The following is a 21,138-nucleotide window of genomic DNA, read 5'->3' on the forward strand; positions in this document are numbered from 1 at the left end:
AAATCAGGAACGGGCGGTGGCACCGGTGATCAGCGGCTGGAGTTCCTCCGCGGCCTGCGCGGCATTCGCGAAGCACACCGCGCGCCACCCCGCGGCCCGCGCGCCTTCGCAGTTGCGCTCGAGATCGTCCACGAGAACGCATCGTTCGCCCGGAAGCCCGGCGGTTCGAGCGGCGAGTTCGAAGATCTCCCGCTGCGGTTTGCGGCTGCCCGCCAAATGCGAGACCACTACGGCGTCGAACTCGCTCTCCGAGACCATCCGCCGCCAGAGCGGCTCCCACGCGGGCGGCATGTTGGACAGCATGCCGACGAACACCCCGCGCCGTCGCAGGATGCGCAGGCAGGCGACCCAGGAATGATTGGGAGGACGGCCTTCGAACCACCCGGCTCCGAAATCGGAGAGGTCGGCGACCAGGCCGTACTCGTCGGCGAGCACCTGCTCGACCTCCTTGGCCCACGTCGCTTCGTCGACCAGCGGGATGTCGAGCGGGCCCATCGCGTCGGTGCCGTAGGCCCGGCCGACCGCGGCCATGGCTTCCTGCAACGCGTGCCGAGGAACGCCGAAACGTTGTTCGAAGGTGCGGAACGTCTCCGCGACCGGCGGCGTCAGCACGCCGCCGAAGTCGGTCCAGACCGCGATTTCCGGCGTATGGCCGTTTCCGGTCTCCATCATCGATCTCCTCCAGTTTTCATCGGCGAATCGTGGTCAGGGCGCGCAGCAACGGGCCGGGGCGATCCCCGGTCGTCTTGGCGAGGACGTAGCCGTCCGGACGCACGAGCAGCGCCACCGGACGGCGGCCGAGCAAAGCGACCAGCCTGCCGTCGGCGGTTCGCGGATTCCGGCCGAGCCGGTGCACGACGAGGTCGGCCGGCAGCGCCCGGCGGATCGCGCTCCACCCGGATCCGGGGCTGAGCACGAGCATGGGCAGCGAGCTGGGCCCGGCGCCGCATTCCTCGGCAAGGAACGGCAGCCGCCCGCCCACCCGCACCGCGGGATAGCGCAGTGCTGCCCAGGCGAACCGCCGCGGACGGCAGGTTGCTTCCGTCCCGCTGAACAACGGGGCTCCGAAGCGCTGCAGGATCCCGGACGCAGCGGCAGCTCTGACCAGAACGTTGCGAGCCAATGCCTTCCTCGGCTCGACGAGCAGTCCCCATCGGGTCTGCCGGTCGGTTACCGCACTGACCCGGCGCACCCCCTCGTGCCGCTCCGCGTGGTAGGTGTCCAGCACGCGCTCGGCCAGCAGGCCGTTGATCACGCCGGCCAGCTTCCAGCCGAGGTTCACCGCGTCGTGGATGCCAGCGTTGAGGCCTTGCCCTCCTGCCGGGCTCACCACATGCGCGGCGTCCCCGACCAGGAACGCCCGCCCGGAGCGGAATCGCTCCGCCGTGGCGCATCGCACCTGGAACAACGCGCTCCAGAGGGGTTCGCCTACGGTCCCCATGCCTCCGGCGCGTTCGTCGAGCGCGGACTGGAACAACTCGCGGTTCGCTCGCTGTCCTTCCTTGGCGCTCACGGCGAAACGGAACACGCCGTCGCCGAGCGGGCCGATGCCGAGCGCTCCTTTCGCGGAATAGCAATAATGCAGGTACCGGTCGTCGATCGGCCCGGTGACCGGGGCGTCCGCGATGGCAAACGTCAGGTTCGGGGTGTGCACGGCGTACCCGACACCGAGCGCCTTGCGGACGGTGCTGTGCGCGCCGTCCGCGCCGACCAGCCAGGAAGCCGTGGTCGTTTCTTCGCGGCCGTCCTGGCCGGCCAGCACGGTCTCCGCTCCGTCCGTGCCCATGGTCGTCCGAACCAGTTCGACGCCCCATTCGATTTTCCCGCCGAGCTCGGCGAAACGGTCCTGCAAGATCCGTTCGGTCTCCCATTGCGGGAGCATCAGCACGTGGTTGAACCTGCTGTCCGGCAGGTCGGCCACGGTGACCGAACCCAGCACCGAACCGTCCGCGTGGAACCGCACGCCGTCGAGCCGGTGTCCGCTGCGGACCATTTCCGCGGCGATTCCGGTACCCGCAAGCAGTTCCAGGGTCCGCGGCCAGACGATGATCGCCTTGGACTGCGCGACCGGCGTCCGGGAGCGGTCGATCACCCGGACGTCGACATCGCGACGCAGCAGTTCGCAAGCCAGCACCAGTCCGACCGGACCGGCCCCGACGATCAGCACGGTCATCCGTCGCTCCTTCACAGCTGGTAGAGCAGCCCGCCGTAGTACCACCCCGAGCCGACGGCGGTGGACAGCACCAGATCGCCCGGCCGCAACCGCCCGCTTTCGGTGTATTCGGACAGCGCGATCGGGATCGACGCACAGCCCGTGTTGCCGCGGTCCGCGAAGTTGGTGACGAACTTTTCCCCGGGCAGGTCGAGGCCGTCGCGCACCCCGGTGTGGATGGCGTTGTTGCCCGGATGGGGCACCAGCCACTGAATGTCGGAAACCTTGAGCTGGTTGCGTTCCAGCAAGCGTTCGGCGACCGACAGGCTGGAACGCACGGCGAGGTCGATCAGCTCGGGCTTCGGCCGCAGCCAGCCGTCGCGGGCGGCAACGGTGTCCGCCTCGCTCGCGTCGCAGGCCAGGATCGAATCACGGAGCCCGCCGGTTTCGGGATCGCCCTTCTCGAGGACGACCGCCCCGGCCGCATCGCCGAACACCAGCTGCCCGCGCGTGCCGATCCGGGCCCTGCGGGTGAACCGGTCGGCGGCCACCACGACCGCGCGCCGGGCGGACGGATCGGCGGTGAGCATCGCGGAAGCGATCTGCACCGCGTGCACGAAACCGGTGCAGGCGCCGCAAACGTCGAAGGCGAGCGCTTCCGCCGCCCCGATCGAGGCGGCCACGGCGGGAGCCAGTTCCGGGATCCATTGCCGGTCGGTCCAGTTCGCGAGCACCAGCAAGTCGATCTCGCCCGGTTCACGGCCTGCCTTGCCCAGCGCGGCGGTCGCGGCCCGCGCCGCCATGAACTCGACCGTCTCGTCTTCCTCCGCGCGGTGCAGGCTGTGCACGCCCAGCTCGTCGATTTCTTCCTGGTGATACGTGCGCCCGGCGACCTCGATCCCGTCGTGGTGCCGGACGACTGTGCGCGGGTAGTAATGGCCGAGACCGGTGAAGCTCAGTCCTGAGCCGGTCCAAGCCGGGGACGCGTGTGCGTACATGAGCGTTTCCTCCTGAGACAGGTGCGGGTCAGCGGTAACGGCCATCGGGGTCGAGCGTGCGCAGTAAGGCGAGTTCCTCGCCGGTGATCGGTTCCTCCACCGCCGTTTCGCCCAGCGGCAGGTCGGCGGCGGCCCAGCCGGTGTTCTGGGCGACGAGTTCGGCGGCGACTTTCGCCAGCGCGATCGGGTTGCCGGCCGGTTCGCTGGTGAGCACATTCGTCAGCCGGAACTCTCCGGTGCTCTCGGATCGGGTGAACCTGCCGAATTGGCTGGCCACTTCGACCACTCGATCGCCGGGGCTGGTGCGGTAGCTCACTTTCGGCACGAACCGGCGCGGGGAAGCCTGCGCCACGACCACGCAGTCGGTGCTCGAAGCGATGTCGTTGGCGCCGCCGGAGCCGGTGAGCCAGCGGCCGCTCGCCGAACGGCTGGTGTTGATCGTGCCGTACCGGTCGATTTCGGCCGCGCCGAGCACGCCGAGCGCCCGAGGATTCGCCGAGACCATGCCGCCGAGGATTTCGGCGATTCCGCCGAGCCCTTCCGCCCGCTCGGCATGCCGGAGGCTGAACAGGAATACGTCGCCCGGTTCGGGCGTGAACCCGTACGCGCCGAGTTCCGAGGCGATCTTGACCGGGCAGCCCTCCCGGCGCAGCAGTTCGGCGGCAAGCCACGCGGCCATGTGCGAGGCTCCGATGCCGGCGAGAAGCGTGTCGTATCCGCCCGAACGCACGCGATCGGCGACCGCCCGCGCGCCGAGCACGATGACCCGTTCCTGGGTGCTCGCGGGCTCGCGGAGGTCCGTCGCGGCGCTCGGAAGCGCGGATCCGTCCCAGCGCAGTGCGGTACGTCGTGCGGAACCGAGCTTGTCGAGGTAACCGTCGTGCGAGCCCACGTCGAGCACCCACTCCCGGTACCAGTCCCGGCCGCGTTCCTCCGCCGCGCACCGGTCCACGATGTCCTCGATGAACTCGTAATCCTCGAGATAGCCGGAGACGCCCGGGGCCTCGGCGGCTCGCAGCGACTGCGGATGCGCGCCCATCGGCGCTTCGCACAGGCCCAGCACCCGCTGGCCGGGAACGATCACCCGGTCGGCAAGGCTGGCCATTTCCTCGCTGGAGACAATTCGCTCGACCGACGCGAGCACGCCTCGGCGGGCCGCGTAGGCGGCGTACTGCCCTTCGCCGAGAGGCGGGAACAGCACCACGTTCCCGGCCTCGTCCGCGCAGGCGCCATGGACGAGGGTGAGATCGGGCCGAAGCGCGCTCACCAGCGTGAGCTGCCGCCGCGGGTCGGCTGGATCGGGGATTCGGTGCAGGTCGGAGCCCTTGCCTTCGGCGAGGTCGGTGCCGGCCAGCGATCCGGTGACCGCGTAGGGCAGCCCCATCGCCCCGGCCATCAGCCGCTGCACGTAGCTGAGCAGCGACCACGCTTCGAAGTCGAACGGCGTGCCCTCGGAAAGGTCGCGGTAGAGCGGATTCGGCCGGGGGGAAGGATAGGTGTCCCCGACGAAGCCCGCGATCACCTTGCGCACAGCCCCGGCGATCGTCAGCGCGTGCGCACTGGTGTGGATCGCGGTCGTGCTGATCGTGAACCGGCCCGCCGCCCCGAACTGGCGGCACAGCGCGTAGGTCAGCGCGTTCGGCCGGGACTGCGTTGCCGCGAGGTGCAGATGTTCGCCGGGGCGCACGAACCGGCGGACCAGGTCGTCCACATCGGACGCGATGACCGGGTTCACGACAGCGCTCCCAACGCGAGCATCGAGGTCTGGCTGCCGAACGCGAATGACATGGACACCGCGAGATCGGCGTCGACCGCGCGGCTTCCCTCAGCCACGTGGTCGTGGTCGCACTCGGGATCGGGGCGGCGCAGGTTGATCGTCGGCGCGATGCGGCCGTGGCGCAGCATCAGGCTGGTGGCCGCGGCGTTGATGATGCCGGCGACGCCGAACGTGTGCCCGTAGATCGGCTTGTTCGAGCTGATCGGCGGCAACTCGGAAACCCGCCGGCCCGGATAGAGGGCCCGCAGCGCCCGGCTTTCCGCGAGATCGTTGTAACGGGTCGCGGTGCCGTGCGCACAGAAGTAGCCGACCTCGTCCGGTTTACGACCCGCCTCGGCGAGGAGATCGTGCACGACGCCTGCGGTCACCTTGCCGCTCAGGTCCATTGTGGTCGGATGGTCCGCCTCGTTGAACGACTTGTGGCCGAGCACCGTCGCGTACGGAGTGGCCCCGCGTCTCTCGGCGTGCGAAAGCCGCTCCAGCACCAGGACGACGGCGCCTTCGCCTAATGCGAAACCGTTGCGGTCGGCGCTGTAGGGGCGTACGGCGTTGGCCGGGTCGGTTTCCTCTTCGGACAGCACCCCTTTGCCCAACGCCAGGTAGCATTTGGCCACCTCGGGCAGGATCGGGAATTCGTGCCCGCCGGCGAGCACCACGTCGCTGGTGCCGCTCCGCAGTTCGCGCACTGCCGTGCCGATCGCCTGGTGCCCGCCGACGCAGGCGTTGCTGATCGTCGTCACCAATCCCTGCGCGCCGAGGTAGATCGCTGAAAGACTGGCCGGGGAGCCGGGCAGCCCGCGGAACATGGCTCCTTTGTCGGAGAACGCGGCGGGATCCTCGCCGAGGATGGCCTGTTGCCACCACCCGAGCGGCCCCCTGGACGAGGAGAACACAACGCTCAGCCGCCGCGGATCGACGTCGCCCCTTGCCAGGACCGCGTCCCGCCGTGCCTCGGCGGCGGCGGACATGGTGATGAGCACGTCGCGCGAGTACTTGGCGGCGTGCGCGTCCGCCAGTTCCGGCAGGTAGCGGTGGTGGTCGAAGGACCCGATCTCCGCGGCGACGCGCACCGGCAGGTCTGCGGCGCCGGGTTCGAACCTGGTCAGCCTGCCGACCTGCGACCGGCCGCCGGCGATGTTGTCCCAGAACTCGGCGACATCTGTCGTATGAGGGAGCATGACGCCGATTCCGGTGACCACGACGGTATCTGAATCAACCATGCTGCCACGCTATCCGTGCCACGCCGGAAAACCGCAGGACAACCGGTACTCGATCCCTTGGTAATCAGTACTCGGCGTACTCGGAAAGGCAGCCGAAAAGAACATCGGCCGCTGCCGGTTCGGGCAGCGGCCGATCAACGGAAACATGTGCGAATTTCAGTGCGCCCGGGTGCCGTCAGCCCGGATCGGCGACCACCACAGCGCGGAAGTGGTGCCGCCGTCCCCCATCAGCACTCCGCGCCCTTCGACGATCTTCCCGTCGCGCCAGCGAAGCACGTGGAGCGCGTCGACGTCGAGCTTGTCGTACGGAGACGTGCTGTCGTGGTCCGCGCCCGCCCGGACGGCCCAATTCTTGTTGATGTCCACGGAATAGCCGGAGTCCGGATTGACCAGCACCGTCACATTTTCCGCGCGGTACGTTCCCGCGGAATACTCGCCAACCGTGGCAAGAAAACCGAGGAACTCGTCAAGTCCTTCGTACCAGCCCGCGTGTCCGTGGTTCCCGGGTATCTCGAACCGGACGTTCTCGTCCCAGTATTCGAGCATCTTGCCCCGGTCGCCCGAGGCGAGCGCCTCGAACGCGAGGCCCACCCGATCGACAGTCAGTTCCATTCTTCCTCCCTTGTCGATGTCATTCGGCCCAGGCCTCGAGGCCGCGGGCCACGATCTGCGGCACGGCGTCGCCGACCCCGTCGAATCCCGATCCCGCGGTGAGCCCGCGCCGATGGCGCGCGTGCACGCCTTCGAGGATCACGGCGATCCGGTAATAGCCGAACGCGACGTACCATCCGAGGTCGGACAGCGAGTTCCCGGACCGGGCCGTGTAACGGCGTGCTAATTCCTCTCGCGCCGGCCAGCCGTGGCGGACACCGGGAGAGCACGGCACGGACAGGCCGAGGTCGGCGAAGCCGTCCCAATACATGCAGAACGTGCCGACGTCGGCGAGCGGGTCGCCGATCGTGGACATTTCCCAGTCGAGCACCGCGGTGATTTCGCCGCCGGTGCCGATCAGCACGTTGTCGAGGCGATAGTCACCGTGCACAAGCACGCTAGGACGAGGTGCCGGACGGTGTTCGGCAAGCAGGTCCGCCAACCGGTCGATGCCAGGCAGCGGGCGTTCGCGCGCTCCGGCCAGCTGGGCGGCCCAGCGCCGGAGCTGGCGGTCGAGATATCCGGAGGAGCGGCCGAAATCGGCAAGGCCGATGCTGGCCCAGGGCGCCGAATGCAGGTTCGCCAGCGTGTCGACCAGTGCGTGCGCGATGAGCGTGCCCTGCACGCGATCGAGTTCGCCGAGGTCGTCGTCGGTCCGGTAGATCCGTCCCGGCGACTTGCGCATGACGAGGAAGGGCGCACCGAGGACTGATCGGTCGTCGCAATATCCGATCACCTCAGGCACCGGCACGCCGGTCTTGGCGAGCGCGACCATGGCGCGGAACTCCCTGCGCATGTCGTGCGCGGCCGCGTGGACGTGGCCCAGCGGCGGCCTCCGCACCACCAGTGCGCACTTGCCGTCAGTGACTTCGAAGGTCAGGTTGGACCGGCCGCCGGAGATGAGGCTTACCGACGCCGTGGACGGATCGAAGTCGGGCGCAGGCCCGGCCAGCCACTGAATCAACCGGCCGGTGTCGAGCGCGTCCGTCGCGGTTCTCACGCGTTCGCGACGAGGGTCAGGCCGCCGTCGACGACCACCGTCTGCCCGGTCACCCAGGACGCCTCCGCCGAGGCCAGGTACGCGACCAACCCCGCGACGTCGTCCGGTTCGCCGAGGCGCTGCAACGGATAGCCCGCGGCCGCCTCGGCCTCCCGGCCTTCGTACAGCCGTTGTGCGAATCGGGTCCGGATCACGCCCGGGGCGACCGCATTCACGCGCACGGTGGGCGCGAGTTCGGTTGCGAGCTGTTCGGTGAGGCGGATCAGTGCGGCTTTGCTCGCGCCGTAGCCTCCGATGCCCGGGACCGGCCGCAGACCGGCCACGGCGGCGACATTGACCACGGTGCCGCCGTTGTCGCCTTGCCAAGCAGCGACGACTTTGCGGATCCAGCCGAGCGGGCCGACCAGGTTGGTGTCGAGCACCTTCCGCAGCGTCGCGTCTTCGAGTTCCAGCACCGGCCCGAACGCGGGGTTCGCAGCGGAGTTGTTCACGAGCACGTCGATGCGCCCGAACTCGGCCATCACCCTGGCGACCACTTCGTCCTGGTGCCCGGGTTCGGCCGCATTGCCCGCGATGCCGATTGCCTTTCCCGGCGGCCCGATACTCGACACGGCCGCGGCCAGTTGCCCGGCCTTGCGAGCGGTCGCGCAGACGACCGCTCCTTCTCTCGCCAGCCGTCGCGCGACTGCCATGCCGATGCCGCGACTCGCTCCGGTCACGATGGCTACCTGGCCGGCAAACCGGTTCATCCGTCCTCGACCCCGAATCCGAATTGAGTGCTGGGTGAATTGCCGATCTCCGGCACCTGGCCGACTCTAACGACGCGCAGGCGCGACACCGCCGTACCGCACGTCCGGAATCGGCCGCGCAACGAGTACCGCGGGTACCGGATCGAATGTTCCGCGAAGCGCCGGCTCCGTCAATATGAACACAAACCCGGAACGTCCTCCGAGCCGTCTATCTTCAGGCTCAGGACGAGGTACGCCCTGTTCGCCGAACGAGGGGGAATGCTCATGGGGGAGACTGTCCACGACAGGAAGAGCGCCGCCGGGCCGAGAATCCTGGTGGTGGATCCGTTTCCGTTGCTGCGCGACGCGCTCGACGGATTACTCTCGGCAAGCGGGGTAGCCGGTTTCGTGGAGCATGCCGGCGATTTGGAGACGGCACTCGCCAAATGCGCCGCGCGCCGCGTCGACATCGTCGTGACAGATGTCGACTTGACCGGTCGCCACGACGGAATAAGGCTGTGCCGCCAGATCAAGCGCGTTCCGCAGCCGCCGAGGGTGCTGGTGCTGTCCAGCGTGACCACGCCGGAGATCGTGGCGGATTGCGTCTCCAGCGGTGCGGACAGCTTCGTGCATCGAAGTGCGAACCCGGATGTCGTCGTCGTCGCGATCACGACGATGATCGAGGCCCGGCAGCCGATCTGGTTTGTCGGCGGAGGGGCGACCGGCCGCCGCCAGGAGGGGGAAACGCTGACCGCGGTATCGGCCATGGCGAACTTGACCAGCCGCGAGCGCGAGGTGCTTTCGCTGGTCCTGCTGCGTTTCTCCAACGACGAGATCGCCGCCCGCCTGCACCTGGCCAAGCAGACGGTGAAGAACTACGTCAGTTCGACCCTGCAAAAGCTCGGCTTCGCCAGCAGGGCCGAGTTGTTCGCGAGCCCTTTCGGCGCGCAGTACCACGATGTTGTCCATCGCCTTGTTCCGGCCGGAGTCTGCTGATCTCTCCGGTTTCTTGCCGGGAAACGAAAGCCGGTCTCGGACCACCGGGGAGCAGTGGTCCGAGACCGGCTTTCGTTTCGACCGGTTACGCGGGCGCTTCTGCCGGGTCGCCGGCCGGAACGCCTTCTCCCGCTGTCGACGCCGCCTTGTCCGGGCGGTCGAGGACCAGCAGGATCAGCGCGGCAAGCGCGCAGAGACCGGCAAGCGACCAGAGAACGATGTGCAGCGCGTTGGTGTAGGCGCCGCTGAGCAGCTCCTGGAAAGCAGGCCGGGCGCTCGGCGAAACCGAACTCGTCGCCGTCGCCATGTCGCCCTGGTTGACCATGTTCGCCAGTTCCTGTGCGCGATAACGCGTGTCGAAACCGCCGGTCCGCCCCGCGATCTTCGCCCCGGTGACGCCCGCGAGCATGGCTCCGACCACGGCGATGCCGGTCGCCTCGCCGCCGAGGCGGACCGTGTTGAACATTCCCGCGGCCATGCCGACGCGAGCTGGGTCGACCGCGCTCACCGCGGCCCCGTCCATCACCCCGAACGAGATGCCGATCCCGATCCCGACGACCAGGTACGGCCCGAGCACGGCCAGCGCACCGGCTCCCGGATGGATGACGGTCAGCCAGGCGACGCCGGCTCCGGTCAGCACGACGGTGGTGAGCACCAGGACGCGGACCGAAACCCATTTCGCCAGGTAACCGGTCACCAGCGGCAAGACGAGCGTGGGCACGGTCAGCATCATGAGCACCAGGCCCGCCTGCGCGGCGCTCAGCCCGTCCACCGCGCTGTAGTACGCGGGCAGGTAGACCAGCAGCGGCGTGAACCCGAAGACCAGTGCGAGGACAGCCAGGCACAGCGCGGCATAGCGGCGCTGGAGCAGCAGCGACAGGTCGAACATCGGATCCGCGACGCGCCGTTCGACCACGCCGAACAACCCCAGCAGCACCACCGCGGCGATCAGGCAGCCCAGCACGAGCCCACTGCCCCAGCCGAGCTGAGGTCCCTCCAGCAAACCGAGGATCAACGCGAACAACGCCAGCGTGAACGTCGTCGTGCCTGCCCAGTCGATCTTGCCCGCGCGCGGGTTCCTGGACTCGCCGATCGTGGAACTGGCGAGCAGCAAAAGGATCCCGATCAGCGCGGGCACATAGAACACCGCTCGCCAGCCGAACTGGGTGTTCAGCGTTCCGCAGACGAAGGGGCCGAACGCGAGTCCGGCCCCGACCGAGGTGCCGAACACGCCGAAGGCCTTCGCCCGGGCCGCTGGATCTTCGAACATCGCGGCAAGGCTCGCCACTCCGCACGTGAGCACGCCGGCCGCACCGATTCCGGCGACGCTGCGGGCGAGGTCGAGGATCAGCATGTTCGGCGCGACGGCCGAGATCAGCAGCGCACCTGCGAACACGGCCATGCCGATCCGGAACACCCGGCGCCTGCCCACCAGGTCGCCGAGGCTTCCGCTGGCGAGCATGAAGGCGGCGAAGGTGAGGTCGTAGCCGTTGATCACCCATTGGACCGAAGTAAGGTCCGCATGCAGATATTCACCGATTTCCGGCAAAGCGACGGAAGGCCCGGCGAGCGACACCGGCAGCAGAACACAGGCCACCGCGATGACGAACAGCCCGAGTCCCGGACGCTTCACGGCGGTGCCCGAATCGGAATTCGTGGACACGAGAAATCCCCTCGTCAACCAGAATAGGAAAAGAATGCGGGGGAGCCGGAATTCGAGTCCGCCGGCTCCCTCGCCTCTGGAACCCGGCCTACTTCGGAGTGTCGGCGATCAGCTTGCCGGCGGCACCCCAGCTGTCCGCGGGCACCTCGTTGAACCACACCTGCACAGTGTCGGCCGGAATGCCGTACGCGTCCACGAAAGCGTCCGTGATCTTGCTGATGAGATCACGTTTGAGCTGGACATCACGAGGTCCTTGCAGGACCGTCACGACCGGCATCGCCACTCCTCCAGTTGCGGATTGTCATCCCTCGAATCGGGGACGGATCCATGATGCTCATCGGAGCCCGCCCCAGGAAGACGGCACCTGACAGTGGCTAGGCCACCTTGAGGTAACCAACGGGCGGAAAGTGACCGGCTCGGTGCCGGAGCGGTTCCTATGCTACTCGCGCGGCTGGGCCCCAAGGGTGAAGATCGCATCCCGTTCAGTTTTGCGCGAGCGTCCCGTCGGATGCCGGCTAGCCGCACGCACCAGTTGGCCCACGGCGAACCCGTCCGATTGTGTCGCGAAACAATATTCTTTGGCGCCTCCCACAATCCCAAGGCAATTGCCCAGGAAAACGCACCAGCAAAGATCATTTCGCCTTGACGCCCCTTTCCTCCTTCAGTACACCAGACCTCGAACTTCTCCCGTTCCGAGGCTCTCGGACAGGAAATAAAACCCGGAAAGGAACGGCGTCGTGGCGAAAGCGGTGGGCATCGACCTGGGGACGACCAACTCGGTCATCGCGGTGCTGGAGGGCGGTCAGCCCGCGGTGATCGCCAATTCGGACGGCGCGCGGACGACTCCTTCGGTGGTCGCGTACACCGATTCGGGCGAGCGGCTGGTCGGGCAGCTCGCGCGGCGGCAGGCGATCATGAATCCGAAGGGCACCATCTCGTCGGCGAAGCGGTTCATCGGGCGCCGCTACGACGAGGTGGCCAGCGAGATCGACGCGGTGTCCTACGACGTCGTGCCGGGGCCGGACAACGCGGTGCGGTTCGACGTGCACGGCAAGAAGTACGCGCCGGAGGAGGTTTCGGCGCTGGTGTTGCGCAAACTGGTGGACGACGCGTCGAAGTTCCTGGGGGAGAAGGTCACCGAGGCGGTCATCACGGTTCCGGCGTATTTCAACGACGCGCAGCGCCAGGCGACGAAGGACGCGGGTCGCATCGCGGGGCTGGAGGTGCTGCGGATCATCAACGAGCCGACCGCGGCGGCACTGGCTTACGGGTTGGACAAGAAACAGCACGAGACGGTGCTGGTGTTCGATCTCGGCGGCGGGACGTTCGACGTGAGCGTGCTGGACATCGGTGACGGTGTGGTCGAGGTGCGTTCCACGGCCGGGGACACGCATTTGGGCGGCGACGATTTCGATCGCCGGGTCGTCGACTATCTGGCGGATCAGTTCGAAAAGGACAATGGCATCGACCTGCGCAAGGATCCGCAAGCGCTGCAACGGTTGTTCGAGGCCGCGTCCAAGGCGAAGGAAGAGCTGTCCTCGGTCACGCAGACCACGATCAACCTGCCGTTCATCACCGCGGACGCCTCCGGGCCGAAGCATCTGAACACGACGTTGATGCGCTCGACGTTCGACCAGATCACCTCCGATCTTGTCGAGCGCTGCAAGGTGCCGGTGGAGCGAGCGTTGTCCGACGCGAAGCTCACCGCGAACGACATCGACGAGGTGATCCTGGTCGGCGGTTCGACGCGGATTCCGGCGGTGCAGGCGCTGGTGCGCCGCATGACCGGCGGCAAAGACCCGAACATGACGGTCAACCCGGACGAGGTCGTCGCTCTCGGCGCGGCGATCCAGGCGGGCATCATCAAGGGCGAGGCCAAAGACGTCCTGCTGCTCGACGTCACCCCGCTGTCGCTGGGCATCGAGACGATGGGCGGCGTGATGACCAAGGTCATCGACCGCAACACCACGATCCCGGCCCGGCGCAAGGAAACCTTCTCCACCGCGGAGGACAACCAGTCCGCGGTGGACGTCGTGGTTCTGCAAGGCGAGCGGGAGAAGGCGGCGGACAACCGGGTGCTCGGCCGGTTCCGGCTCGAGAACATCCCGCCCGCCCCGCGCGGCGTGCCGCAGATCGAGGTCACCTACGACATCGACGCGAACGGCATCCTCAACGTCTCGGCCAAGGACACCAACTCCGGCCGGGAACAGGCCATCACCATCTCCGAAAGCTCCAATTTGGACTCTGCCGACGTGGACCGCATGGTCGCCGACGCCGAGGCGCACCGGGCCGAGGACGCCAAGCTGCGGGAGATCGTCGACGCCCGCAATACCTTGGACAGCGCCGTTTACCAGGTGGAGAAAAGCGTCGCGGAAATCGGCGACGCGGTGCCGGTCAACGAAAAAGCACGCGCGGAGAACCTTGCCGTGGATGCCCGGGACCTCCTCGACCAGGACGAGCCGAGCCTGGCGAAGCTGCGGTCGATGACCTCGGAACTCCAGCAGCTGTTCCACGGCTTGGCCGCGGTCGCGACCGCGGCCGGCGACGCGCCCGGCGCGCGTTCCCCGGGCGGCGGCGGCGACGGTGACGACGTGGTCGACGCCGAGTTCACGACCTCCTGACCGCCATGGAGAACCAGCAGCAAGACGCCGAACCGGAAGACAACTCCTGGCTCCAGTCGCGGGTCGCCGAGCTGGAGAACAACTGGCGCACGGCGATGGCCGATCTGGACAACCTCCGCAAGCGCACCGTGCGGGACACCGTGCAAGTGCGGCAACAGGAACGCAAGCGGGCCGCCAAGGAACTGCTCACTGTGCTGGATAATCTGGACCTGGCCATCGGGCATGCCGAGGCAGACCCCAAAACCATCGTCGCCGGGGTAGAAGCGGTGCGTGCGCAGGCTGACCTGGCGATGTCCAACCTCGGCTTCCCCCGGTACGGGGACGACCAGGGGGAACCGTTCGACCCGCAGCTGCACGAAGCGGTATCGGTCGTTCCGGCGGTGGGCGTCAAGCCGGGCACGGTGGTCCAGGTCGTGCGCCCCGGTTACGGCGACGCCGAGAACCAGCTGCGGCCCGCGGCGGTCGTGGTCGCGAAGGCGGATTGATGAGCGACAGCGAGGACTTTTACGAGCTGCTCGGCGTCTCCCGGACAGCAAGCCAGGACGAAATCCAGAAGGCGTACCGCAAACTCGCCCGCAAATACCACCCGGACGTGAACAAAGACCCGGGAGCGGAGGAGAAGTTCAAAGCCGTCTCCGAGGCGTACGACGTCCTTTCCGAACCGGAGAAACGCAAGCGCTACGACGCGTTCGGCAAGGACTTCCGGCAGGTTCCTCCGGACATGGACCCGGAAACCTACGCCCGTGCCAAGGCAGGCGGCGGTTTTCAGGGCGGTTTCCAGAGCGCCGAAGGAGTCGACTTCGAAGACCTCTTCGGCGGCATGTTCGGCGGCGGCTTCCAAGGCTTCGGGCGTCAGCCGCGCGGCCCGGTCCCCGGCGCCGATCAGGAAGCCGGCGTCGAGATCAGCCTGAACGAGGCCTACCAGGGCGGACGGCGTGCGTTCACCCTCAACGGCCCGGAGGGCGCGCGCACCGTCGACGTCAACATCCCGGCCGGGGTGATCGACGGCAAACGCATCCGGCTGGCGGGGCAGGGCGGCTACGGCAGCGGCGAAGGCGCACCGCGCGGCGACCTGTACCTGGTGGTGCATCTGGTGCACGACAAGCGGTACCAAATAGACGGACGGGACGTGACCGTCGATCTTCCTTTGCTGCCGTCGGAAGCGGCACTGGGCGCGACCGTGGCCATGGATCTCCCGGGCGGCGGCGAAGCGAAGCTGAAGATCGCGGCGGGAACGTCGAGCGGACGCAAGCTGCGGTTGCGCGGCCGCGGCATCCCGAATTCCCGCGGCAACCCCGGCGATCTGTACGCCGCGGTCAAGATCGTCGTGCCGAATGAACTGACCGACGAGCAGCGGAAGCTCTACGAGGACCTGGCCGCGGCCACCGACGACAACCCGAGGAGGCCGCGATGACCACCTACGCGCTCGTGCGCCGCAACCCTGCCGCGGCGCACCTGGACCTGCCGACGTTCGCGCACGCGACCGGCCTGCATCCGGAGCTGGTCCGCCGGTTCACTGTGCTGGGCCTGCTGGAACCGGTCGAGGACGCGCGCGGCGAGTGGTGGTACCCGGTCGCGCAGGTGTCGGCGGCGGCCCGGATCCAGCGGCTGCGTGCCGGGTTCTCGCTGAACTACGCCGCGGTCGGTCTGGTCGCCGACCTGCTCGACCGCATCGCGGACCTCGAAGCGGACCTCCGTACCCGATCCCGACGCAGCGGAGGCTGACCATGGATCCCGACCGGCTCACCCAGAAATCCCAGGAAGCCCTGCACGACGCGCAGACCGCCGCGCTGCGGTACGGCCAGCCGGAGGTCGACGGCGAACACCTGCTGCTCGCGTTGCTCGACCAGCCCGACGGGCTCGCGTCGCGGCTCCTCGCCGAAGCGGGCGCGGATCCGGCCCGGCTCAAGCAAGAGCTGGAAGCCGAACTCGGACGCCGCCCGAAGGTAAGCGGACCCGGCGTTACACCCGGCGAAACGCGCGTGACCGCCCGGCTGGCCCGCGTGCTCGACGCGGCCGATCGCGAAGCGGGACGGCTGAAGGACGATTACGTGTCCGTCGAACACCTCGTCGCGGCATTGCTGGAGGAGGGCAGTTCGAGCGCGGCCGGGCGGCTGTTGCGCGGCGCGGGCTTGACCCGGGACAAGTTCCTGGAGGTGCTGCGGAAGGTGCGCGGCAACCAGCGGGTCACCTCGGCGACGCCGGAATCCGCTTACGAGGCTTTGGAAAAGTACGGCCGCGATCTCGTCGCCGACGCGGCGGCGGGCAAGCTGGACCCGGTCATCGGACGGGACGCGGAGATCCGCCGGGTGATCCAGATCCTGTCGCGCAAGACGAAGAACAATCCGGTGCTCACCGGGGATCCGGGCGTGGGCAAGACCGCGATCGTCGAGGGGCTCGCGCAGCGCATCGACCGCGGCGACGTGCCGGAAGGGCTCAAGGGCAAGACGGTGTTCTCGCTCGACCTCGGGGCGCTCGTCGCGGGCGCGAAGTACCGGGGCGAGTTCGAAGAGCGGCTGAAGGCCGTGCTCAACGAGCTGACCGCGGCCGAGGGCCGGATCCTCTTGTTCGTCGACGAACTGCACACCGTCGTCGGCGCGGGTGCCACCGAAGGTGCGGGGTCTTCTCTCGACGCCGGCAACATGCTCAAACCCATGCTGGCGCGTGGCGAACTGCATTTGATCGGGGCGACGACGGCGGACGAGTACCGCAAGTACATCGAGAAGGACGCCGCGCTCGAACGACGGTTCCAGCCGGTGCTGGTGGACGAGCCGTCGGTCGAGGACGCGATTTCGATCATGCGCGGGCTGCGCGAGCGGCTCGAGGTGTTCCACGGCGTGAAGATCCAGGACAGCGCGCTGGTCGCCGCGGTCGTGCTGAGTCACCGCTACATTTCGGACCGGTTCCTGCCGGACAAGGCGATCGACCTGGTGGACGAGGCGTGCGCGATGCTGCGCACGGAGATCGACTCGATGCCCGCCGAACTGGACGAGCTGAGCCGGCGGCTGACCCGCACCGAGATCGAGGAAGCCGCGCTGGCGAAGGAAACCGACGCGGCGAGCAAGACCCGGCTCGAAGAACTGCGTCGCGAGCTGGTCGACCTCCGCGCCGAGGCGAGCGGGATGCGGACGCAGTGGGAGGCGGAACGGTCCGCGCTGCACAAGGTTCAGGCGCTGCGCGAGGAAATCGAACAGGTCAGTCGCGACGCCGACTCCGCGGAACGCGCCTACGACCTGAACAAGGCCGCCGAACTGCGCCACGGCAAGCTTCCCGAGCTGGAGCGACGGCTGGTGGGCGAAGAAGAACTGCTCGCCACGCGGCAGGCGGGCACCCGGTTGCTGCGCGAGGTCGTGACCGAGGAGGAGATCGCGGCGGTCGTGTCGCGGTGGACCGGCATTCCGGTCAGCCGGCTGCAGGAGGGCGAGCGGTCGAAGCTGCTGCGGCTGGACGAACTGCTGCACGAGCGCGTCATCGGGCAGGACGAGGCGGTGCAGCTGGTCGCGGACGCGATCATCCGCGCGCGGTCGCGGATCAAGGACCCGCGCCGTCCGATCGGTTCGTTCCTCTTCCTGGGCCCGACCGGCGTCGGCAAGACCGAACTGGCGAAGGCGCTCGCCGCGGATCTGTTCGACACCGAGGACAACATCGTCCGGATCGACATGAGCGAATACCAGGAACGGCACACGGTCTCGCGGCTCGTCGGCGCGCCGCCCGGGTATGTCGGCTACGACGAGGGCGGCCAGCTCACCGAGGCGGTGCGGCGGAAGCCGTATTCGGTGGTGTTGTTCGACGAGATCGAGAAGGCGCACGCGGACGTGTTCAACACTCTGCTGCAGGTGCTCGACGACGGACGGCTGACTGATTCGCAGGGCCGCACGGTCGACTTCCGCAACACCGTCATCATCATGACCTCCAACATCGGCGCGCACTTCCTGATCGAGGGGGTGAACGACGAGGGCGAGATCACCGAGTCCGCGCGCGACGAGGTGATGGCGGCGCTGCGCGGGCACTTCCGGCCGGAGTTCCTCAACCGGATCGACGACATCGTGCTGTTCAAACCGCTGACGCTGCCGGAGATCGAACGGGTCGTCGAACTGATGCTGGGCGAACTGCGCAAACGGCTCGCCGAGCAGAACATGACCCTGGAAGTATCCGACAAAGCACTGCGCTTCATCGCGGAACAGGGCTTCGACCCGGTGTACGGGGCCCGGCCGCTGCGCCGGTTCCTCGCCCGGGAGGTCGAGACCCGGATCGGGCGCGCGCTGCTCGGCGGCGAAGCGCACGACAACACGGTCGTCGACGTCAGCCTCGACGACGGCGTGCTCACCGTGACCTGCCGGGACCGAGAGGCAGCGGCATGATCGCGGCCTCGCGGGCGGGCCGATGACTGCTGGCGGGCTCGCCGCGTGGGTCCAGCCGCGGCTGCCGCGGCTGATCGACGACATCTGCGCGGCGGCGTGCGAACGGATCGACCTCTACCGGGACGAGAAGATCGTGCCGCGCGCCGACCTGCACCGTTCGGTCGCGGTCAACGTGCGGTTCCTGGTCGACGCGCTCGGCGGGATCGAAGACCCGGACCAGGGCGCACCGCAGGAGACCGGCAGCCGGCGCGCGCACCAGGGCGCGCCGTTGCCGGAGGTGCTGCAGGTGTACCGGATCGGCACCGCGATGCTGTGGGACCTCCTGGCCGCGCACGCCCGCGAGACCGGCGAAACCGAGGTGCTGATCGACGCGGCAAGTCTGCTCTGGCAGGTCACCGACGAGCACGCGGTGCACGTGACCGAGGCTTACCGGACCGCGAGCGCGGAGCTTCTCGTTGCCCAGCAACGACGTCGCTCCGCGCTGGCCGAGGCGCTGTTCACCGGCCAGCGCCTCTCCGAAGCCGGACCGTGGGAAGCCGGACGGCTGCTCGGCCTGCCTCCTGAAGGAAAGCTCGCCGTCGTCGCGGCGGAGACTCGTGGGTTGGCGGAGGAGAGCCTGGTCGGCATCGAACGGCGGCTCGGGCAGCTCGGCATCGTGTCGGCGTGGCAGCTCACTCCGGTTTCGCAGGCCGGGTTGGTTTCGTTGCGCGACGAGCAATACAGCGCGGTGCTGGCCGTGCTCAACGAGGTGGCGCTGACCCGCACCGGCGTCAGCCCGCTGTACACGTCGCTCGCCGACACCCCGCGCGCGCTGCACCTGGCGCGCACCGCACTGGCCGGTGCTTCGCCCGAACGCGTCGAGGTCCGCGCGTTCGATCCCAGCCCGCTGGCCGCGCTCGTCGCCTATGACCCCGACGAGGGTCGTCGGCTCGGCGACCAGGTCTTCGGCCCGGTCCTGGATTTGCCCGCCGACGAACGAGATCTGCTCCTGGAGACCATCGAGGCCTACTTCGCCGGCGGCGGCTCCTCCGAACGCGCCGGACAGACTTTGCACTGCCACGCCAACACCGTCCGCTACCGGCTGCGGCGGATCCGGGAACTCACCGACCGGTCGCTGACCGACCCTCGCGACCTGGCCGAGCTGGTCACCGCGATGCAAGCACTGCGCGTCGACACGCAAACCCACTCTCAAAGGAATAGACCATGAACCAGATCACCGCGAAAACCCTCGGCACCCCGAGCGGCGGGCTCTTCGACAACCCGTGGCCGCCGGATTTCCCGGCCGTCGGACAGCGCGTCGCGATCTTCGCCTACGAAGTCACCCGGGTCGACGGCACCGGCCAAGACATCCGCACGTATCACGCCGGCCCCGCCGAAACCGCCGCGCAAGGCCCGCTCGGATCGAGCCACGACGAGCCGCAAGGCGTCACCGTGGCCTGGCGCGGCTGCGGCACCGGCACGGTCACGTCGGTGTCGGCACCGCTGGGCCGCGAACGCACCTGCGAGATCGACCCGGACGAGGCGGGCCTGCTGTGACCACCCCGCCGGTCCGGCAGGACTGAACCGATGGCGGACTGGAACGCCGGCGCCCTGGTGATTTTCGGGATCACCGGGGATCTCGCGGCGAAAATGACCCTTCCCGCGCTCTACCGGCTGGAACAACGCGGCGAACTGCACTGTCCGGTCATCGGCACCGCCACCGCTTCGTTGTCCCGGGCCGAGTTCACCGAACTCGCCCGCCGCTCCGTCGAGAAAGCCGTCGACGACTTCGACCCCGCCGTGTTCGCCCGGCTGTCCCGGCGGCTGTCCTACCTCAGCGGGGAAGCCACCGATCCCGAGCTGTACCAAGCACTTGCCTCGCACCTGACCGCCAGACCGCTGTACTACCTGGCGCTGCCTCCCTCGCTGTTCGCCACCGTCGCGGAGCGCCTGGCCGCCGCGGGTCTGCTGACCGACGCCCGCGTAGCGCTGGAAAAACCCTTCGGCAGCGATCTCGCTTCAGCGCGGGAACTGCGTGGACGCCTGAACGAGATCCTCGACGAACAGCACGTGCTCCTGGTCGACCATTTCCTCGGCAAGGAACCGGTCACCGAAATCGAATACCTGCGATTCGCGAACCACGTGCTCGCCGAACTGTGGGACCGCGACAGCGTCACCGCCATCCAGATCACGATGGCCGAGAACCTGGACGTCGCCGGCCGCGGCCGGTTCTACGACCAGGTCGGGGCGCTGCGCGACGTCGTGCAGAACCATCTGCTGCAACTGCTGGCGCTGGTGGCGATGGACGCGCCGGTCGGGTCGAGCGTGGCGGACCTGCGCGCGAAGAAACTCGAGATCTTCCGGGCGATCCCGGCCGTCGAGCCTGCCGACTGCGTGCGCGGACAATACGAGGGCTACCAGGGCGTGCCCGGGGTGGCGCCCGGGTCGAACACCGAAACCTACGTCGCACTCAAACTGGCGATCGACAACTGGCGCTGGGCCGGAGTGCCGATCTTCCTGCGTGCGGGCAAATGCCTGCCCGCCAGCGCCACCGAGGTCCGGCTGATCTTCAAGCACACCCCACGCCTGCGGTTCCTGCCCGACGCCGCACAGGTCGAGGCCAACCAGTTGGTCCTGCGGATCTCGCCGGACCCGGCGTTCCGGCTCCGGCTGTCCGGCTTGGACAGTGCGCGGCAATGGCGTCCGGTCCGCCTGGACACCACCTTCGAACGGGACTTGGGCGCCCCGCGTTCGCCTTACGAACGGCTGCTGGCGGACGCCCTCGCGGGCGACGACCGGCTCTTCGCCTGGCAGGACGCGGTAGCGGAAAGCTGGCGAATTCTGCGGCCGGCGCTGGCTTATCCCCGCCCGGCACGGTGGTACGCACCGGGAACGTGGGGTCCTTCCGCCGCGGACGACCTGGTGGACGGGTATCCGGCGTGGCAGCCGCCCTGGCTGCCCGCACCTCGTTGATCCGTGCCGCGACCGCCGA

Annotated in this window: 19 protein-coding genes; 9 read left to right on the forward strand and 10 right to left on the reverse strand. The window is 68.4% G+C overall.

The features are described 5' to 3' along the window. Positions 1-3: 3 nt before the first annotated feature. The 8 genes from H4281_RS14995 to H4281_RS15030 all read right to left on the reverse strand — a co-directional run bounded on the left by H4281_RS14995 (position 4) and on the right by H4281_RS15030 (position 8,547). Positions 4-672, reverse strand: coding sequence for an HAD family hydrolase (locus H4281_RS14995; protein WP_220507182.1), 669 nt, complete (start codon positions 670-672; stop codon positions 4-6). Between the two features lie 16 nt (positions 673-688). Continuing rightward, positions 689-2,173: an FAD-dependent monooxygenase gene (locus tag H4281_RS15000; RefSeq protein WP_182891489.1), complete on the reverse strand. Its 1,485-nt coding sequence runs from the start codon at positions 2,171-2,173 to the stop codon at positions 689-691. A gap of 11 nt (positions 2,174-2,184) precedes the next feature. Then, positions 2,185-3,195 carry a ketoacyl-ACP synthase III gene (locus tag H4281_RS15005; RefSeq protein ID WP_182891490.1) on the reverse strand — a complete coding sequence of 337 codons (1,011 nt, stop codon included), beginning with the start codon at positions 3,193-3,195 and terminating at the stop codon, positions 2,185-2,187. Next, positions 3,179-4,885, reverse strand: coding sequence for a CoA-transferase (locus tag H4281_RS15010; protein WP_220507183.1), 1,707 nt, complete (start codon positions 4,883-4,885; stop codon positions 3,179-3,181). Before H4281_RS15010 ends, H4281_RS15005 begins: the two co-directional genes overlap by 17 nt. After that, a complete protein-coding gene (locus H4281_RS15015) occupies positions 4,882-6,147 on the reverse strand; it encodes a beta-ketoacyl-[acyl-carrier-protein] synthase family protein (protein ID WP_182891491.1) in 1,266 nt (421 codons plus the stop codon). The genes H4281_RS15010 and H4281_RS15015 overlap by 4 nt, the downstream gene beginning before the upstream one ends. Before the next feature lie 156 nt (positions 6,148-6,303). Beyond that, positions 6,304-6,759, reverse strand: a complete 456-nt coding sequence (locus H4281_RS15020; RefSeq protein WP_182891492.1) for a nuclear transport factor 2 family protein — start codon at positions 6,757-6,759, stop codon at positions 6,304-6,306. A gap of 19 nt (positions 6,760-6,778) precedes the next feature. Then, positions 6,779-7,798 (reverse strand): phosphotransferase family protein, encoded by a 1,020-nt coding sequence (locus H4281_RS15025; protein WP_182891493.1) that lies wholly within the window; start codon positions 7,796-7,798, stop codon positions 6,779-6,781. After that, positions 7,795-8,547: an SDR family oxidoreductase gene (locus H4281_RS15030; protein WP_182891494.1), complete on the reverse strand. Its 753-nt coding sequence runs from the start codon at positions 8,545-8,547 to the stop codon at positions 7,795-7,797. The genes H4281_RS15025 and H4281_RS15030 overlap by 4 nt, the downstream gene beginning before the upstream one ends. A gap of 318 nt (positions 8,548-8,865) precedes the next feature. Here H4281_RS15030 and H4281_RS15035 point away from each other — a divergent pair, with 318 nt between their 5' ends. Further along, a complete protein-coding gene (locus tag H4281_RS15035; RefSeq protein ID WP_182891495.1) occupies positions 8,866-9,522 on the forward strand; it encodes a response regulator transcription factor in 657 nt (218 codons plus the stop codon). Between the two features lie 85 nt (positions 9,523-9,607). On the opposite strand, the gene H4281_RS15040 is transcribed toward H4281_RS15035, so the two are convergent. Together H4281_RS15040 and dmpI are read right to left on the reverse strand one after the other, a co-directional pair. Continuing rightward, positions 9,608-11,185 (reverse strand): MFS transporter, encoded by a 1,578-nt coding sequence (locus tag H4281_RS15040; protein ID WP_182891496.1) that lies wholly within the window; start codon positions 11,183-11,185, stop codon positions 9,608-9,610. Between the two features lie 88 nt (positions 11,186-11,273). Then, entirely contained in the window at positions 11,274-11,462 is a 189-nt protein-coding gene (gene dmpI / locus H4281_RS15045; protein ID WP_182891497.1) for a 4-oxalocrotonate tautomerase DmpI, read from the reverse strand. A gap of 460 nt (positions 11,463-11,922) precedes the next feature. Between dmpI and dnaK the strand changes: the two genes are divergently transcribed. Genes dnaK through H4281_RS15085 form a run of 8 tightly spaced genes read left to right on the forward strand, consistent with a single transcriptional unit; the run spans position 11,923 to position 21,119 of the window. Then, positions 11,923-13,806 carry a molecular chaperone DnaK gene (gene dnaK / locus H4281_RS15050; RefSeq protein WP_182891498.1) on the forward strand — a complete coding sequence of 628 codons (1,884 nt, stop codon included), beginning with the start codon at positions 11,923-11,925 and terminating at the stop codon, positions 13,804-13,806. A gap of 5 nt (positions 13,807-13,811) precedes the next feature. Further along, positions 13,812-14,291 (forward strand): nucleotide exchange factor GrpE, encoded by a 480-nt coding sequence (locus H4281_RS15055; protein WP_182891499.1) that lies wholly within the window; start codon positions 13,812-13,814, stop codon positions 14,289-14,291. Continuing rightward, entirely contained in the window at positions 14,291-15,220 is a 930-nt protein-coding gene (locus tag H4281_RS15060) for a DnaJ C-terminal domain-containing protein (RefSeq protein ID WP_182891500.1), read from the forward strand. The genes H4281_RS15055 and H4281_RS15060 overlap by 1 nt, the downstream gene beginning before the upstream one ends. Continuing rightward, positions 15,217-15,531, forward strand: a complete 315-nt coding sequence (locus tag H4281_RS15065) for a chaperone modulator CbpM (RefSeq protein ID WP_182891501.1) — start codon at positions 15,217-15,219, stop codon at positions 15,529-15,531. The genes H4281_RS15060 and H4281_RS15065 overlap by 4 nt, the downstream gene beginning before the upstream one ends. 2 nt (positions 15,532-15,533) lie before the next feature. Then, a complete protein-coding gene (gene clpB / locus H4281_RS15070; protein WP_182891502.1) occupies positions 15,534-18,167 on the forward strand; it encodes an ATP-dependent chaperone ClpB in 2,634 nt (877 codons plus the stop codon). Positions 18,168-18,189: 22 nt separating this feature from the next. Then, the gene (locus H4281_RS15075) at positions 18,190-19,374 is read left to right on the forward strand and encodes a PucR family transcriptional regulator (protein ID WP_182891503.1); all 1,185 of its coding nucleotides are present in this window, start codon (positions 18,190-18,192) and stop codon (positions 19,372-19,374) included. After that, on the forward strand, positions 19,371-19,703 hold the full coding sequence (locus H4281_RS15080) for a hypothetical protein (RefSeq protein ID WP_182891504.1): 333 nt from the start codon (positions 19,371-19,373) through the stop codon (positions 19,701-19,703). The genes H4281_RS15075 and H4281_RS15080 overlap by 4 nt, the downstream gene beginning before the upstream one ends. A gap of 30 nt (positions 19,704-19,733) precedes the next feature. Further along, positions 19,734-21,119 (forward strand): glucose-6-phosphate dehydrogenase, encoded by a 1,386-nt coding sequence (locus tag H4281_RS15085; protein ID WP_182891505.1) that lies wholly within the window; start codon positions 19,734-19,736, stop codon positions 21,117-21,119. Positions 21,120-21,138: the final 19 nt, after the last annotated feature.

The organism is Amycolatopsis dendrobii, from assembly GCF_014145675.1.
In the GTDB taxonomy this organism is placed as follows: domain Bacteria; phylum Actinomycetota; class Actinomycetes; order Mycobacteriales; family Pseudonocardiaceae; genus Amycolatopsis; species Amycolatopsis dendrobii.